The organism is Pseudomonas sp. Z1-12 (assembly GCF_051132015.1).
In the GTDB taxonomy this organism is placed as follows: Bacteria; Pseudomonadota; Gammaproteobacteria; order Pseudomonadales; family Pseudomonadaceae; genus Aquipseudomonas; species Aquipseudomonas zanjanensis.
On record NZ_CP071647.1, the window covers coordinates 1,529,279 to 1,544,155 of the forward strand.

General features: G+C 59.5%; 15 protein-coding genes, 1 tRNA gene and 3 pseudogenes. 15 read left to right on the forward strand and 4 right to left on the reverse strand.

What is annotated here, in order from left to right; translation table 11 throughout:
• The first annotated feature begins 23 nt into the window (after positions 1 to 23).
• The 8 genes and pseudogenes from dapA (at position 24) to J3P85_RS06825 (ending at position 4,858) form a co-directional block, all read left to right on the forward strand.
• Positions 24 to 902: a 4-hydroxy-tetrahydrodipicolinate synthase gene (gene dapA / locus J3P85_RS06790; protein WP_434705303.1), complete on the forward strand. Its 879-nt coding sequence runs from the start codon at positions 24 to 26 to the stop codon at positions 900 to 902.
• A 17-nt stretch (positions 903 to 919) separates the two neighbouring features.
• Positions 920 to 2,035 (forward strand): outer membrane protein assembly factor BamC, encoded by a 1,116-nt coding sequence (gene bamC, locus J3P85_RS06795; protein WP_186704553.1) that lies wholly within the window; start codon positions 920 to 922, stop codon positions 2,033 to 2,035.
• 4 nt (positions 2,036 to 2,039) lie between these two features.
• On the forward strand, positions 2,040 to 2,798 hold the full coding sequence (locus J3P85_RS06800; protein ID WP_434705304.1) for an MBL fold metallo-hydrolase: 759 nt from the start codon (positions 2,040 to 2,042) through the stop codon (positions 2,796 to 2,798).
• A 27-nt stretch (positions 2,799 to 2,825) separates the two neighbouring features.
• Complete coding sequence (gene purC / locus J3P85_RS06805; RefSeq protein WP_030141208.1) at positions 2,826 to 3,539, forward strand: phosphoribosylaminoimidazolesuccinocarboxamide synthase; 714 nt, start codon at positions 2,826 to 2,828, stop codon at positions 3,537 to 3,539.
• 83 nt (positions 3,540 to 3,622) lie between these two features.
• Positions 3,623 to 3,712: transfer RNA gene (locus J3P85_RS06810), tRNA-Ser, on the forward strand.
• Between the two features lie 77 nt (positions 3,713 to 3,789).
• Positions 3,790 to 3,916 (forward strand): annotated as a pseudogene (locus J3P85_RS06815) (phage tail protein); the annotation flags it as partial.
• A gap of 229 nt (positions 3,917 to 4,145) precedes the next feature.
• Positions 4,146 to 4,346 carry a hypothetical protein gene (locus J3P85_RS06820; RefSeq protein ID WP_053182737.1) on the forward strand — a complete coding sequence of 67 codons (201 nt, stop codon included), beginning with the start codon at positions 4,146 to 4,148 and terminating at the stop codon, positions 4,344 to 4,346.
• A gap of 2 nt (positions 4,347 to 4,348) precedes the next feature.
• The gene (locus J3P85_RS06825; RefSeq protein ID WP_434705305.1) at positions 4,349 to 4,858 is read left to right on the forward strand and encodes a type II toxin-antitoxin system YhaV family toxin; all 510 of its coding nucleotides are present in this window, start codon (positions 4,349 to 4,351) and stop codon (positions 4,856 to 4,858) included.
• A gap of 703 nt (positions 4,859 to 5,561) precedes the next feature.
• Here the strand turns inward: J3P85_RS06825 and J3P85_RS06830 are convergent.
• Positions 5,562 to 5,828 (reverse strand): hypothetical protein, encoded by a 267-nt coding sequence (locus J3P85_RS06830; protein ID WP_041475780.1) that lies wholly within the window; start codon positions 5,826 to 5,828, stop codon positions 5,562 to 5,564.
• 423 nt (positions 5,829 to 6,251) lie between these two features.
• Between J3P85_RS06830 and J3P85_RS06835 the strand changes: the two are divergent.
• From J3P85_RS06835 to J3P85_RS06845, 3 genes and pseudogenes are all read left to right on the forward strand, one after another.
• Positions 6,252 to 6,899, forward strand: a pseudogene (locus J3P85_RS06835) (MCP four helix bundle domain-containing protein); the annotation flags it as partial.
• A gap of 309 nt (positions 6,900 to 7,208) precedes the next feature.
• A pseudogene (locus J3P85_RS06840) lies at positions 7,209 to 7,805 on the forward strand (methyl-accepting chemotaxis protein); the annotation flags it as partial.
• A 63-nt stretch (positions 7,806 to 7,868) separates the two neighbouring features.
• Positions 7,869 to 8,564, forward strand: coding sequence for a phytanoyl-CoA dioxygenase family protein (locus tag J3P85_RS06845; RefSeq protein ID WP_434706330.1), 696 nt, complete (start codon positions 7,869 to 7,871; stop codon positions 8,562 to 8,564).
• An 11-nt stretch (positions 8,565 to 8,575) separates the two neighbouring features.
• Here J3P85_RS06845 and J3P85_RS06850 read toward each other — a convergent pair whose 3' ends face one another.
• From J3P85_RS06850 to J3P85_RS06860, 3 genes are all read right to left on the reverse strand, one after another.
• The gene (locus J3P85_RS06850) at positions 8,576 to 8,944 is read right to left on the reverse strand and encodes a cupin domain-containing protein (RefSeq protein WP_434705306.1); all 369 of its coding nucleotides are present in this window, start codon (positions 8,942 to 8,944) and stop codon (positions 8,576 to 8,578) included.
• A gap of 100 nt (positions 8,945 to 9,044) precedes the next feature.
• Entirely contained in the window at positions 9,045 to 9,851 is an 807-nt protein-coding gene (locus J3P85_RS06855) for an AraC family transcriptional regulator (protein WP_434705307.1), read from the reverse strand.
• Positions 9,852 to 10,066: 215 nt separating this feature from the next.
• Positions 10,067 to 10,258, reverse strand: coding sequence for a YegP family protein (locus J3P85_RS06860; RefSeq protein ID WP_014337049.1), 192 nt, complete (start codon positions 10,256 to 10,258; stop codon positions 10,067 to 10,069).
• Positions 10,259 to 10,561: 303 nt separating this feature from the next.
• Between J3P85_RS06860 and J3P85_RS06865 the strand changes: the two genes are divergently transcribed.
• Genes J3P85_RS06865 through J3P85_RS06880 form a run of 4 tightly spaced genes read left to right on the forward strand, consistent with a single transcriptional unit; the run spans position 10,562 to position 14,704 of the window.
• Positions 10,562 to 11,530 carry a glycosyltransferase family 2 protein gene (locus tag J3P85_RS06865; protein WP_434705309.1) on the forward strand — a complete coding sequence of 323 codons (969 nt, stop codon included), beginning with the start codon at positions 10,562 to 10,564 and terminating at the stop codon, positions 11,528 to 11,530.
• A gap of 2 nt (positions 11,531 to 11,532) precedes the next feature.
• The gene (locus J3P85_RS06870) at positions 11,533 to 12,243 is read left to right on the forward strand and encodes a class I SAM-dependent methyltransferase (protein WP_434705310.1); all 711 of its coding nucleotides are present in this window, start codon (positions 11,533 to 11,535) and stop codon (positions 12,241 to 12,243) included.
• 44 nt (positions 12,244 to 12,287) lie between these two features.
• A complete protein-coding gene (locus J3P85_RS06875) occupies positions 12,288 to 12,623 on the forward strand; it encodes a GtrA family protein (protein ID WP_434706331.1) in 336 nt (111 codons plus the stop codon).
• The gene (locus tag J3P85_RS06880; RefSeq protein WP_434705311.1) at positions 12,620 to 14,704 is read left to right on the forward strand and encodes a DUF6311 domain-containing protein; all 2,085 of its coding nucleotides are present in this window, start codon (positions 12,620 to 12,622) and stop codon (positions 14,702 to 14,704) included. The genes J3P85_RS06875 and J3P85_RS06880 overlap by 4 nt, the downstream gene beginning before the upstream one ends.
• Positions 14,705 to 14,877 lie beyond the last annotated feature (173 nt).

Sequence of the window (14,877 nt, forward strand, 5' to 3'; positions counted from 1 at the left end):
CTTTTTCCGGCAGGAGCGGTTTCATGATTGCGGGCAGTATGGTGGCTCTGGTCACACCCATGGATGCAGACGGGCGTCTTGACTGGGACAGCCTCAGCAAACTCGTGGACTTCCACCTTGAGAACGGCACCCATGCCATTGTCGCCGTCGGTACCACCGGCGAGTCGGCAACGCTTGATGTAGAAGAACACATCGCCGTGATCAAAGCCGTGGTCAAGCAGGTTGCCGGGCGCATTCCGGTCATCGCCGGCACGGGCGCCAACTCGACCCGCGAAGCCGTCGAGCTGACCCGCAACGCCAAGGAAGCCGGTGCCGACGCCTGCCTGCTGGTCGTCCCGTACTACAACAAGCCGACCCAGGAAGGCTTGTACCAGCACTTCAAGCACATTGCCGAAGCCGTCGACATCCCGCAGATCCTCTACAACGTTCCCGGCCGCACCTCCTGCGACATGCAGGCCGAGACCGTGATCCGCCTGTCCACCGTGCCGAACATCATCGGCATCAAGGAAGCCACCGGCGACATGAAGCGCGCCAAGGCCATCCTCGATGGCGTGAGCAAGGACTTCATCGTGCTGTCCGGTGATGATCCGACCGCGGTCGAGCTGATCCTGCTGGGTGGCAAGGGCAACATCTCCGTCACTGCCAACGTCGCGCCGCGCGAAATGGCCGACCTGTGCGAGGCCGCGCTCAAGGGCGACGCCGAGACCGCACGGGCCATCAACGAAAAACTGATGCCGTTGCACAAGGACCTGTTCATCGAGGCCAACCCGATTCCGGTGAAGTGGGCCTTGGTCGAAATGGGCTTGATGCACGATGGCATCCGCCTGCCACTGACCTGGCTGAGCACCCCCTGTCACGAACCGCTGCGGCAGGCCCTGCGCCAGTCCGGCGTCCTGGTTTAATTGAGGAAGTACAACGCATGAAGCGAATGGCCGGACTTTCCGCACTTGCCTTGATTATCTCCAGCACCAGCGGCTGCGGATGGATCTGGGGGCCGGAGGGTTACTTCCGCGACCGTGGTAGTGATTACCTGCAAGCGCAACAGACTGCACCGATGCAACTGCCGCAAGACGTCAGCGTCGCCAAGCGCCTGGATCCGTTGCTGCCGATCCCGCGCAACGTCGCGGACGACAGCGTCAAGGGCGAATACATCGTTCCGCGTCCACAGCCGCTGTCGGCCGTGGCCGATGCCAGCGACTACACCCTGCAGAAGAGTGGCGATTCCAGCTGGGTCATGGGCCAGCACCCACCGGCCGAAGTCTGGCCCGTGGCGATCCAGTTCTTCCAGGACAACGGTTTCCGCCTGGACGAACAGCGCCCGCAAACCGGCGAGTTCACCACCACCTGGCAGCGTTCCGATGAACTGTCCGCCGCCATGGCCAAGCGCCTGAGCGCCGCCGGTGTCGCGGCCGACAGCGAAACCCGCGTGCGGGTGCGCATCGAGCCGGGCGTGCAGCGCAACACCAGTGAAATCTACGTGGTCAGCGCCGAGCGTCCCGCCGGCAGCACCGCCGATGTGGCCTTCACCAACCGTTCGGTCAATACCGGCCTCGACGCTGCGCTGGTGGACGACATGCTTGCCAGCATGAGCCGTACCGCAGAGCAGGGCGGTTCGGTGTCGATGCTGGCGACCCGGGACTACGACACGCCGAGCCGCGTCAGCCTGAACGAAGACGGCAGCGGCAACCCGGTGCTCAACGTCGGCTCCGACCTGGACCGTGCCTGGTCGAGCGTTGGCCGTGCGCTGGAGCAGGGCGAGTGGCGCGTTGAGGACATCAATCGCAGTCTGGGCCTGTACTACATCAACTTGGCTGAAAAGGCCGAGAGGAAAGACGAGAAGCCTGGCTTCTTCAGTGGCCTGTTCGGCAGCAAGCCGGACAAGGAAGAAGTCGAAGCCCGCGCCGAGCGTTATCAGGTTCGCCTGAGCAAGGTCGGCGACAACGTTCAGGTCACCGTCGAGAAAAACATCAATACCGTTGCGCCGGCCGATGTGGCCCGCAAGGTGTTGAGCGTGATTCAGGACAACCTGGGCTGATCCGATGCGTTTTGCCGTTCTCGGCAGCGGTAGCCAGGGCAACGGCACGCTGATCGCCAGCGCCGGCACGTATGTGCTGGTCGATTGTGGTTTCTCCCTGCGGGAAGCCGAGAAACGCCTGTTGCGCCTGGGTGTGCACCCGGCGCAACTGAGCGCGATACTCGTGACCCACGAACATGCCGACCACGTGCATGGCGTGGGTTTACTGTCTCGGCGCTACAATGTGCCGGTGTACCTGAGCCGTGGCACGCTGGAAGGCCTGCGCAAGCCCATCGAGCCAGCCGGTTTCGTGGCCGGTGGCGAGCAACTGCGCATCGGTGGCCTGGACATCAGCGTGGTCAGCGTGGCTCATGACGCTCGGGAGCCAACGCAGTATGTGTTCAGCGACGGCGAGCGGCGCTTCGGCTTGCTGACCGACCTGGGGTCATATTGCGACAGGGTGATGGACAGTTACCGGGACCTCGATGCGTTGATGATCGAGTCCAACCACTGCCGTGACATGCTGGCCCGTGGTTACTACCCGTACTTTCTCAAGCAGCGGGTCGGCGGGGAACACGGACATTTGAACAACCACCAGGCCGCGTTCCTGGTGGCCGAGTTGGGCTGGCAAGGCCTGCAACACCTGGTCCTGGCCCATCTGAGCAGCAAGAACAACCTGCCGCAGCTGGCCCGGCAATGTTTTGTCGACACCCTCGGGTGCGACCCGGACTGGCTGCAACTGGCCGATCAAGATTCAGGGCTCGACTGGCGACATATCGCCTAGCCCACTACTTAGCAAGCGGAGCCCATCATGGAAAAACGTGAAGAACTCTACCGCGGCAAAGCCAAGTCGGTTTACAAGACCGACGACGCTGACCGCTTGATCCTGCTGTTTCGCAACGACACCTCGGCGTTCGACGGCAAGCGCATCGAACAGCTGGACCGCAAGGGCATGGTGAACAACAAGTTCAACGCCTTCATCATGCAAAAGCTCGAAGCCGCCGGCGTGCCGACCCAGTTCGACAAGCTGCTGGGCGACAACGAATGCCTGGTCAAGAAGCTGGACATGATCCCGGTCGAATGCGTCGTGCGTAACTACGCCGCCGGCAGCCTGGTCAAGCGCCTGGGCGTGGAAGAGGGCATGAAGCTCAACCCTTACACCTTCGAGCTGTTCCTGAAGGACGACGCCAAGGGCGACCCGTTCATCAACGAATCCCACGTCGTGGCATTCGGTTGGGGCACCGCCGAGCAACTGGCGCGCATGAAGGAATTGTCCCTCAAGGTCAACGACGTGCTGACCAAGCTGTTCGACGACGCCGGCCTGCTGCTGGTGGACTTCAAGCTTGAATTCGGCGTGTTCAGCGACGGCTCCATCGTCCTGGGCGACGAATTCAGCCCGGACGGCTGCCGCCTCTGGGACAAGGACACCAAGAAGAAAATGGACAAGGACCGCTTCCGCCAAGGCCTCGGTGACGTCATCGAAGCCTACGAAGAAGTCGCCCAGCGCCTGGGTGTACCGCTGTAATCGACGCAAGCATCTGATAGCACGGAAAAAATTTCGCCCGGGGGTTCGCTTCCGGCGAATGTGCTGGTATGATGCGCGCCACTGGAGAGATGCCGGAGTGGCCGAACGGGACGGATTCGAAATCCGTTGTACTGGCGACAGTACCTAGGGTTCAAATCCCTATCTCTCCGCCATATTTAAAGGCCCTGAGCGCTTAACCGCCTCGGGGCTTTTTTGTATTTGGGGGATCTTCCTCGACTCCGCCCCGTCACCGCCTTGGCCTTTTCTGTTGCACAACTGATATGGCCGCCTGTCAGAAAATAAGTGTATTCGGTGGTCCATGGCTTGATCGTGCGAGACTTGTATTGGGGCACAGAGGCACGCAAGTCGACGCTTGATATTGCATTTTCGTCTTGTCTGGTCATTTGCATAGGCTTCGCCATCTGTTACATCATCACGCTTCCTTTATTCGGCTTTGATGGTGTTAAATGCACTCCTCGTGAACCATAGTGATCTACAGTGATCCTACTGAGGGCACGGAAATGCCCCGTAAGGGCCATGCTCGCCATGAAGCGTTCAGGCCATGTCCTGTTGAAAGTGCAGGGAAATTAGCGATGGAGAGAAGTCATGTCTAAAGGCAATGTCGTCTCGTTTACCGACAGAAAGGCGGAGATCCAAGCTGGTATCGAGTTCCTTGATCTGCTTGACAGGGATATCAAGGAAAATCCTGAAGGTATCCAGCCTATCCCTCGCGGCCTGCTGCAGCGAATTCAAGCAATTCGCAATCAGGCGGACGATAATCGTCGTCGCGAGCTTCAAGAAGGCTAAGCGTGACTGAAAGCACGATTCATATCGAAAACGGGTGGGCACTTTATGCTCACCCGTTATTCATTGCGCGCCTCGAAGAAATTACCGTCGCTGTTGAGAGGGTGATGGCTAATGACCCGGAAGGCTTTCACCATCATCCGGTCTACAAGCTTTTCGATGCGGTGAGCGCGAATATCCTAATCAATGTTCCGTCCGATCCGACCCACCCCTGCTATCGTCAGGGGAACACGCTAGGGCGTGACTTTAAGCACTGGTTTCGGGTGAAGAAGCAAGGGATACCTCCACGGTATCGCCTGTTTTTTCAATTCAGATCCGAGGCGCCGATGACCATCATCTATGCGTGGCTCAATGATGAGAGAACGTTGAGGAAGGATGGCGATAAAAATGATGTGTATGCAGTTTTTACTGCAATGCTCCTAAACGGAAAAATGCCTAATTCCTACACCGACCTCATCGCGGCTTGCGACGTCTTGGAATATGGAAATTCTACGACAGGAACGAAGGAAGAATAAAACCATCCGTTCCCCATAAAAGCCTGGCGTATCCGCTGGGCTTTTTCGTTTCTGGGGTTTTGTGGCGTACGGGAGCGTAGCGTTATGGATTGCGCGACAGTACCGCGAGCGTGAGTTTCGGGGCAGGGATCGTCTGACCTATGATGCGCCGTGGGGGATAGATCACGATTTTATTGTCAAAGATGACCGGTATCTCGCCGTACACTTCGTAGTTATAAAAGGTGTGCGGCAATATTTACGGCTCTCTGCTTCTTCAAAAGGGGGGCGAATTTAACGGTTGGCATCCAGAACTACTTTTTAGTAGCAAGCTTGCCAGTGATCACAAATTTATCGAACACGTTCTGACCATCACGTGCAGCTTGTCGAACGTCAAGAAATGTCAGCTCTTCGTGAGTGACTTTCCTGTGAGTTTTCTTGATTTTTTTGGTAGCCATCGGAGTCTCCGAGGTATGTGTATTCATGCTGATCAGCTTGTGTGACTAATCGAGTCCGGGCAAACCGGAGGTTTCGTGTTATCGAACCATGCTCGTTTCGACAAGATGGACCCTGAGGGCTGATGCCTGTCAGTTAGGCGTAGATCCTGTGGGAGCAAAGCTTGCTCGCGATATCGGTCGAGTCGCCAATATTGTTACCGGCTGGCTTACCGCAATCGCGAGCAAGCTTTACTCCCACAGCTGTGCTGTTCAACTGATTGGTATCACCTCTAGGCCGGCTCTGCGTCCAAGCGTCGGGCGATGACATCGAGCACGTCACAACCATCCCTCAAGGAGATGCAGCACAGTTGTGCAAAGTCCTGGAGGACTACTGAGTCACTCGGAATATCCCCTCGCATGGCGAGGTTCTCTAAAAGCTGGGTAACCGCGCGAATTCTATAGCCCGCCGTGTCGAGCAGGATGTGCAACGGTGCGGAGGTATCGACGAAAAGGGGTTGATCGTCGGCGTTACTAGTAAGAGCCATGTATCTGTTCATTTCAAACTCCGTTTGATTGAAGGCCTTCTTACCATTTGTAATCGAGTCGCCAAACCCAAGCCGCTCTTACGAACGGCGCTTGGACTATAGGGCCTTTCTGTAGAGATCATCAATCAGACGATGCGTAGGAAGCTTCCCTGAATTATGTGAGTGGAAAATGTCAGAAAATTCCCCGGCGATACTGCGTCCAACCGTACCTTTTTATCCAGCTCAACTCCCTTCCGCATCCTGAATAACCACAGCCCTTCAGACCAAAACCTTTGTGACAATCAGACTAATGGGCTATAGCTCAAGACATGGCTGCCGATAGGCAGGTATTCCCCCCGTGTAAGGAGTGACACCATGCTGCGGTTCTTCGCCGACTTGGGCTTTCGCTGGAAAATCACTCTCCCGATAGCGTTCCTGGCTGTGTTGCTGGTCCTGATGGGGGGCGCGGGGATGCGTGGAATCAGTCAGGTGACCGAATCCAGTACGCAATTGACCAAACGTTATCTGCCGGCCATTAGCCTTCTGCTCAATGCCGACCGCGACCTCTACCAGGCGTTCGTGGCCGAGCGCAGCTTGTTGGATGGTCATGCAAACGAGCATCTGAAAGCGCTGAGCGCCAGCCATGGCGAAAATGCGAAGCAGGCTTACGACCGTGTGCAGAAATATGCCGCGATGCAGCCCGGTGCCGAGGCGCAGGCGTTGGTCAGTCAGTTCAACGACAGCTTCGGTAAATGGATGCAGGTTTCGCGGCGGGTCCTCGAACTGTCGGTAGGCGATCCGCAGGGCGCCAGTGCGCTGAGTTTTGGTGACAGTGAACGCCTGTTTGAAACCATGCGTGATTCCATCGACAAGCTGGGTGAGCTGGAAGATGCGGCGTCCCATCGCGAAGGCGACGCTGCGATTGAAAACGGTGAGACAGTCGGAGTGCATCAGGGTGTGATCCTGTTGATCGGCCTGCTCGGTTGCGTCCTTGTGCTGGTTGCCCTGCCGCTGGTGGTGTTGAGCCCCATGCGTCGTTTGCTGCACCGCGTCGAGCAGATCGCCGAGGGCGGTGGCGATTTGAAAGGGCGTCTCGAGATACGTTCGGCCGATGAGCTGGGACAACTCGGCAGTGCCTTCAACCGTTTTCTCGACAAGTTGCAACCATTGATCGCCGAAGTCGGGCGGGTGACCGGAGAGGTCGACTCCGCAGCGCGGGCCATGGCCGACATGGCCTCGACGAATGACCGGTTGATCAGCAGCGAGCACGCGGCACTCGATCAGGTCAGTACCGCCGCCACCCAGATGAGCGCTGCGGTGCATGAAGTGGCGCATAACGCGGCGAGCGCCTCGGGCGCCGCGCAGGAGGCGAGCAGCCAGTCTCGTGACGGCGCTCAGGTGGTCAGCAGTACCATCGAGTCGATCCGCCAGTTGGCCCAGGAAGTGGAGACCGCTTCGGGCACGATCGAGGCATTGGCCCAGGAAACGTCCAGTATCGGCGCCGTGCTCGAAGTGATCCGTGGCATCGCCGAACAAACCAACCTGTTGGCGCTGAACGCTGCCATCGAAGCGGCGCGGGCCGGTGAACAGGGCCGTGGTTTTGCCGTGGTGGCCGATGAGGTGAGGGCGCTTGCGGCCCGCACCCAGGACTCGACCAAAGACATTCAGGTTCGCATCGAGCGCTTGCAGAGCGGTGTCGCCAAGGCTGTGCAAGCCATGCATGTGGGCAGCAGCAAGGCCCGGGACAGTGTCGAACGTGCAGCGGGTGTCGACCAGGTGCTCAGCGGTACCGGCGGTTCGATCCAGCGGATCAACGACATGGCCGCGCAGATCGCCAGTGCTTGCGAGGAGCAGAGCAGCGTCACCGAAGAGATCGCCCGCAACATCTCCGATATCCGCGACTTGTCCAACGAAGCGGCTGCCAATTCCGCCCAGAGCATGCATGCCAGCCGACAGCTTTCCTCTCTGTCGCAAAACCTGGCTGGGCTGGTCGGCCGCTTCCGCACCTGAGGCAGGCGCGCTGTGGCCATCGGCGATAGCCTGCGAGCGTTGCATCAGGACGGTTTCGTCCTGATGCCAGCCGTACTGGATGCCGCGCAGATTGCCAACCTGCGCCATGCCATCGACCAGTTGAAGCCTCAGCATTGGGACTACAGCGGTGTCATCGATCATTACAAATGTGTGTTCAATCGCGACCCGTTCTGGCTGCCGTTCCTGGAGGTGGCCGGCGTGATCGAACTGGCCGAGGCGGCCCTTGGCGATGACTGTCATGTTATCGGCCAGACGGCCTGGCGCTGCCATCCGGGTTTCAAAGGGGCGCCGTTGCATCTGGATTACCTGGCGATGAAATTGCCGCCCACGCTGTTGGCTGATCCGGCCTTCGAGCTGCCAATGCAGGTGTTCACCGCACAGTTTTACCTGGATGATATCGACGCCGACTTGAGCCCGACCCAGGTGATTCCTGGCAGCCACAAGGCTGGTCGGGCGCCGGTAGCGGGTGAAACGCAATGGCAGGGGCGCTCCGCGCAGCCCGTGTTGTGCCGGGCGGGCGATGTCTTGATATTGCGCAGCGAACTGTGGCACGCCGGCAGCGACAACCGCACCGCCGACCGCACCCGCTACATGCTCCAAGTGCATTATGGCCGGCGGATGGTCGCGCAGAAGTTTTCACCCTATCTGCACTGGCAGTTCAATCCCGAGGTGCTGGCCGCGGCGACACCTCGCCAGCGGCGGTTACTGGGTGATCACCAGGAAGCTGAATACGATTGAGGCGGGCTCAGTCAGATCCACACATCATTGACCGCCGTTCGCTCATTGGTTTCTTCGCCGGTATTGATGACGCCGCGAGGCTCGATCAACAGCAGTTTCACTTCCTGCGCGGCGCTGGGCTTGTGCTCGACGCCTTTTTTGACCACGTACATCTCGCCTGGGCCAAGGGTCACCGCGCCATCGCGAAAGTCGATACGCAGCTCGCCTTCCAGCACGATGAAGGTTTCATCGGTGTCGGCATGGGTGTGCCAGACGAAGTCACCTTCGAGCCGGGCGAGCTTGAATTGGTAGTCGTTCATTTCGGCCACGACTTTTGGCGTCCACTGTTCCTGGAACAGGGTGTATTTCTGGGCGAAGCTGATGGGGCAATAGCGGGTCATCGAGGCATGCTCCTGGGTGGGTGGTGCGTCCTACTTTATTGTTCGAGCCAACGTGCGTATTGGATGATCGTGCAGCTTTTTGCCGCGCGCAGTCGATGCCTTAGCGCAGCATGTTCAGCCAGCGTGCCGGTGAAATGCCAAAGGCCTGGGTATGCAGCCGGGTCATGTGGCTCTGATCGAAAAAACCACAGGCCAGGGCCGCTTCGCTCAATGGCGTTCCGTGGAATGCCAGGCGCCGGGCTTCATGCAAGCGCCGCTGGGTGATGTAGCGATAGGGGCTGGTGCCGTACAGCGCCCGGAAATCCCGGGACAGGCTCCATCGATCCCTGCCGCTTGCCTGCACCAGGTCGTCCAGGGTGATGACCTGGTCGAGGGCATCGTGAATGAACAGGCGGGCACGCTCCGCTGCCGGGTAGTCGATCAATCGCCGTCCACGGCGGTTGCCCGCCGCAAGGTCGAGCGCCTGGGCCACGTCGTAGATGGCGTCCTCTTCCTCCAGCGGGTCGAGGGGGTGATCCAGGCTGTTCAACAATCGGCGGGTCGCGATGTTGAGGCGAAGGTCGTTGGACAATCCACCTTCGATGAAAGGCAATGGCTTGCCTCCCAATACGTGCTGGATCATCGACGGTTCTATGTAGAACATCCGGTAGCGAAAGCCCTCGCGCGTCCCGGCTTCGCCATCGTGTACCTCGTCCGGGTGCAGGACAATGGTGCCTCCGGGCTGGCTGTGGCGTTTGCTGTGGCGATAGTTGAAGCTCTGCACACCCGAAAGCGTGATGCCGATGGCGTAGGTGTCATGGCGATGGGTGCTGTAGCCATGGCCACTGAAATAAGCCTCGATGCGTTCCATTTTCCTCGATTCGGGTGCTCGCACCAGCCAGTCGCGGTTGTGGATGGATCGAGTCATTGCGCCGGGCCTCCTGCTTTTGTCCCGTATACCCTACCTAACGCAGTTCTCTCAAGAAAAATGATGAACCTTGTGGCGAGGGAGCTTGCTCCCGCTTGAGTGCGAAGCGCTCACAAAAAAGGGCTGCTTCGCAGCCCAGCGGGAGCAAGCTCCCTCGCCACAATGATTCAAACAAGCCAGTGAGTTGAGCCCAGGCCAATCTCTTTCAGCGCCGTTCAGATCTCTTTTACCGGCGTCTCACCCTGGACATTCTTGATCAGCCCGATCACATGAAGGCAGTCACTCTTGTTCACATAGGATTCGCCACTGGCGATCGTTTCGTGGTTGCCGGCCCTCAAGCGCCAGCGCCATTGGCCTTTTCCGGTGCTCGGGGTGCCTCGGGTCTGTCGATAGATTTCAAAGTACATCGGTTCGCTCCCTGCGATTGATTCACTCAAGACATGCGTTGGACATGTGGCTGCAAGCCTAGCCAAGTGGGTGGTTTTGGCTACGGGAAAATCGTTTCCATTGGTTATCAAATATTGCCGGGCATGAGCCTGGACAGGGCATTTGACCATTTCCATAAAGAAAGTCATGTTGCGAACATAGGGTCGGCTGGAAGTTCGGGCTGGATCCTTGCGTTGCCCTGCCTGGTCCTGCTTAATACGTTTCGATGCCTAGGGCCGGAAGCCCGAAGGGACTGAAAACACTATAAGAAAAAGAGCCATCAAGTGACTGAATATCCAGGAGTGGATCTACAAGGTCGTCTAACGCTTTCGCTTGTCATCCCGGTCTACAACGAAGCCCAGTCCATCGATTTGTTCATGGCCCGGATCGACCAGGTCTTTGCCAATGAATCACTGGTGAGCCTGGAGCTGGTGTTCGTCAACGACGGCAGCGCGGACGATACATTGGTGCTGCTACTGGAACGACAAACGGCCGACCCGCGCATCCGGATCGTCGACCTGAGTCGCAATTTCGGCAAGGAGGCGGCCTTGAGTGCCGGCCTGCAAGCCGCCCGTGGCCAGGCGGTGGTGCCGATCGACGTCGATTTGCAAGACCCTCCCGAAGTGATCCTGGAAATGATCGCCCATTGGCGCAACGGCGCCGAAGTGGTGCTGGGCCATCGAATCAATCGCGACTCCGACTCCTGGGCCAAACAGGTGTCCGCCAACGGCTTCTACCGACTGCACAACAAAATCGCCGACCACAAGCTGCCGGAAAATGTCGGCGATTTTCGCTTGATGGATCGCTGCGTGGTCGATGCCTTGCTAACCCTGCCGGAATCGCGTCGCTTCATGAAAGGGTTGTTTGCCTGGGTGGGGTTCCGGACCACCTACGTGGACTACGTCAGGCCTGAGCGCAGCGCCGGAGAAAGCAAGTTCAATGGCTGGCGCTTGTGGAATTTTGCCCTCGAAGGCATCACCAGCTTCAGCACCGAACCGCTGCGTATCTGGACGTACCTGGGGCTTTGCGTCTCGCTGGTGTCCTTTGCGTTCGCCATTTTCATCGTGTTGCGGACCTTGATTTCCGGGGTCGACCTGCCGGGTTATGCCTCGCTGATGGTCGCGGTCACCTTCTTGGGCGGGTTGCAACTGATCGGCATCGGCGTGTTGGGTGAATACCTGGGCCGCACCTATATCGAATCCAAGCGTCGACCGGTTTTCCTGGTGCGGCGCATCTATGACGCCAAGGACTGACCATGGACCTCAAGGAAACCGACATCCTCGGTCCCGATATCGAGCAGCACTGGTACTACCGGTCGAAAGCGCGGGCCATGCTCCACATGCTCAAGGGCACCTCCGCCAGTACGCTGCTGGACGTGGGCGCCGGGTCGGGCTTTTTTTCCCATCACTTGTTGACCCATACCGCAACCGCCCAGGCCTGGTGCGTGGACATCAGCTACCCGGCCGACTCCGACGCCAGCACCGCCGGTAAACCGGTCCGCTACCGACGCGCCATCGACACGCTGGACGCCGACCTGGTGTTGTTGATGGATGTGCTGGAACACGTGGATGATGACGTGGGCCTGCTCAAGGCCTATGTCGACAAAGTGCCGTCCGGCAGCCGTTTCCTGATCACCGTGCCGGCGTTCCAGTTCCTCTGGAGCGGGCATGACGATTTTCTCGAGCACAAGCGCCGCTATACCCTCAAGCAGTTGGAGAGCGTCGTGGCGCAGGCGGGTTTGCAGGTCCAGCAAGGTGCGTACTACTTCGGCCTGGTATTTCCCATTGCCGCCGGCCTGCGCCTGTGGCAGCGCAACGCTGCGGGAGTACCGGCCAAGTCGCAGCTGGCGCGGCATCATCCGCTGGTCAATGGCGTGTTGAGGGCATTGTGCAGCCTGGAGCGTCCACTCATGGGGGCCAATCGCATAGCCGGCCTGACGGTGTTCTGCCTGGCGCAGAAGCCTTGACCTGGACGCGCTCGCCCTTGCTGCGACGTGCCTTGCGTTTTGCCATGACCGGCCTGCTCGTCACTGGCGTCCACGTGGTGGCGGCCGTGTCGTTTGTGCACCTGGTCCTGGCCAACCCGCCATTGGCCAATGGTTTCGCCTTTGTCGTGGCGACCGTGGTGTCGTATCTGATCAACACCCTCTGGAGTTTTTCCAGCCGCTTGCATGGCCGGACCCTCGGCCGTTTCGTGGTGGTCTCGATCGGTGGGTTGGGGCTGGCGATGCTGGTGGCCTGGGTGGCCCAGCGCGTAGGCCTGGATTACCTGGCGGGCATCGCGGCCGTGGCGCTGATCATCCCGGTGTTCACCTTCATCCTGCATAATTTCTGGACGTATCGATGACCCTTCGTAGTCAGCGTTTCCCGGTTTCCTTGTTGCCCATATTGTTGGGCGCGCTGGCGTTCCTGCTGGTGATCGGCCCTCGGGTGCTGGACCCGACCAACATCGCCTGGCTGGGGGAGGGCGATGCGGCGACCCATTACATGGGCTGGGCGTTTTTCCGCAGTTCACCCTGGACCTTTCCGTTGGGAATGAACCCTTCCTATGGTCTGGAGTTGGGCAACGGCATTATTTTTTCCGACTCCAATCCGTTGCTGGCGTTCTTGTTCAAACCCTTTAATGCCTGGCTTCCCGAGACGTTCCAGTATTTTGGCCTGTGGTTGCTGGCCTGTTTCGTCCTGCAAGCCTGGTTCGCCTGGAAACTCGTCGGACTGCTGACGCCGTCGCTGTGGATCAGGTTGTTGGGTACTGGGCTATTTGTGTTTTCGCCGCCGATGTTTCTGCGCATGGGCGGGCACTTGTCGCTGTCCGGGCATTTCCTGATCCTGGCGGCCCTGTACCTGGCGCTGCGGCCCGGCTTGCAAAAACGGCGGCTGGCCTGGGGCGTGCTGTTGGCCGCTACCGCGCTGGTGCATGCGTACCTGTTGGCGATGGTGGCGTTGATCTGGCTGGCCGACCTTGCCAGCCAGGCCATGAAGGGGCGGTTGTCCCGGCGTGATGCCTTGATCGAGCTGGGCGGCTTGTTTGTGCTGGTGGCGTTCTGTTGTTGGCAGGCGGGTTATTTCAGCGTAGGTGGCGGGACCGTGGCGGGCGGTTTTGGGTTGTATCGCCTGAATGTGATGTCGCTGGTCAACCCTAGCGGCTGGTCCTATACCTTGCGCGACATGCCCCAGGGCCCCGGGGACTACGAAGGTTTCAATTACCTGGGATTGGGCGTCCTCATGCTGGCGATCTGCGCCGGCGTGGCATTGCTGCAAGGCAACACCGGTTTGGTGAATGCCGTGCGCCACAGGCGCCTGTTGCTGTGGGCATTGATCGGGCTGACGTTGTTTTCGCTGACCAACCATCTCGGCATCGGCATGCAGAACGTGCATTACTGGCTGCCCAAACCCCTTGAACTTGTGGCGAACGTCTTTCGCGCGGCCGGTCGGATGTTCTGGCCGGTGTTCTACGCCATCATCTTTGCGGTGGTTTTCCTGGTGATCCGCGGCAACAAACCCCGGGCGGCGGCGTGTCTGCTGGCCATGGCCCTGGTGGTGCAGGTCCTGGATACCCGCGCGGGATGGGCCGGCCTGCGCCAGAGCCGGATGACGCCGGCGGCCTCGAGTTGGCCTACGCCCCTGAATGATCCGTTCTGGGCCAGTGCGGCCGGTCATTATTCGAAAGTCCGCACGTTGTTGCCGCAGAACCAGCCGGACAACTGGCTGCTGACCAGCCAATACGCCCTGACGCACGGCTTGGAAACCGATGGCGTGTACTTGGGACGCATGAGTGACCGGGCGATCGAGCGAGCCCAGCGACACGCCGAGCAGATGCTTGCCAGCGGCCAGTACGCCGCGGATTCGCTGTACATCCTCGACCCTGGCGCCGCGCTCCAGGCGGCGAAAACCGTCAATCGCCAGACCGACCTGTTGACTCGTATCGATGGCCTGGTGGTGCTGGCGCCGGGCTGGAAGACATGCGCCCAGTGCCCACCGTTCGCCGATGAAACACTGGACATGCAGGTCAAGCTCGGTGAGCGCCAAGTATTCAGCCGAATCAATGCACTGTTGGCCGATGGCTGGGGGCAGGTCGAGGATTGGGGCACCTGGTCGGAAGGGCCTGAGGCTGAGGTTGTTTTACGCGTACCGCCAGAAGCGCGTGCTATCTCGATCGAAGCCGCGGCGTTCGTGCAGCCCTCCCACACGCGCCAGCGGGTGGAGGTGTCGATCAACGGCGTTGCGGCGCTGGCGACGCAGTTCAACCGACTGCAGGACAACACGCTGGAACTGCCTCTGACGGCAGCCATTCGCGAAACGATGGGGGCGGATGGGCGAGTGCGGGTGCGGTTCCATTTGCCCGATGCCATCAGTCCCAAGGCGCTGGGGTTGGGGAGCGACGAGCGCGTCATGGCGTTGGGGTTGAAATCATTGACCGTGAAGTAGACCTTTCACTGTGGCGAGGGAGCTTGCTCCCGCTGGGCTGCGCAGCAGCCCCAAAAAAGCTGAATGCGTTCTGCCTGACACACCAAAGGGTCTGGCTTCAGGTCCGCTGCGCCGAAGCGTCGGACCGGCCCAGCGGGAGCAAGCTCCCTCGCCACAAAAGCAGGGTGCTTCTT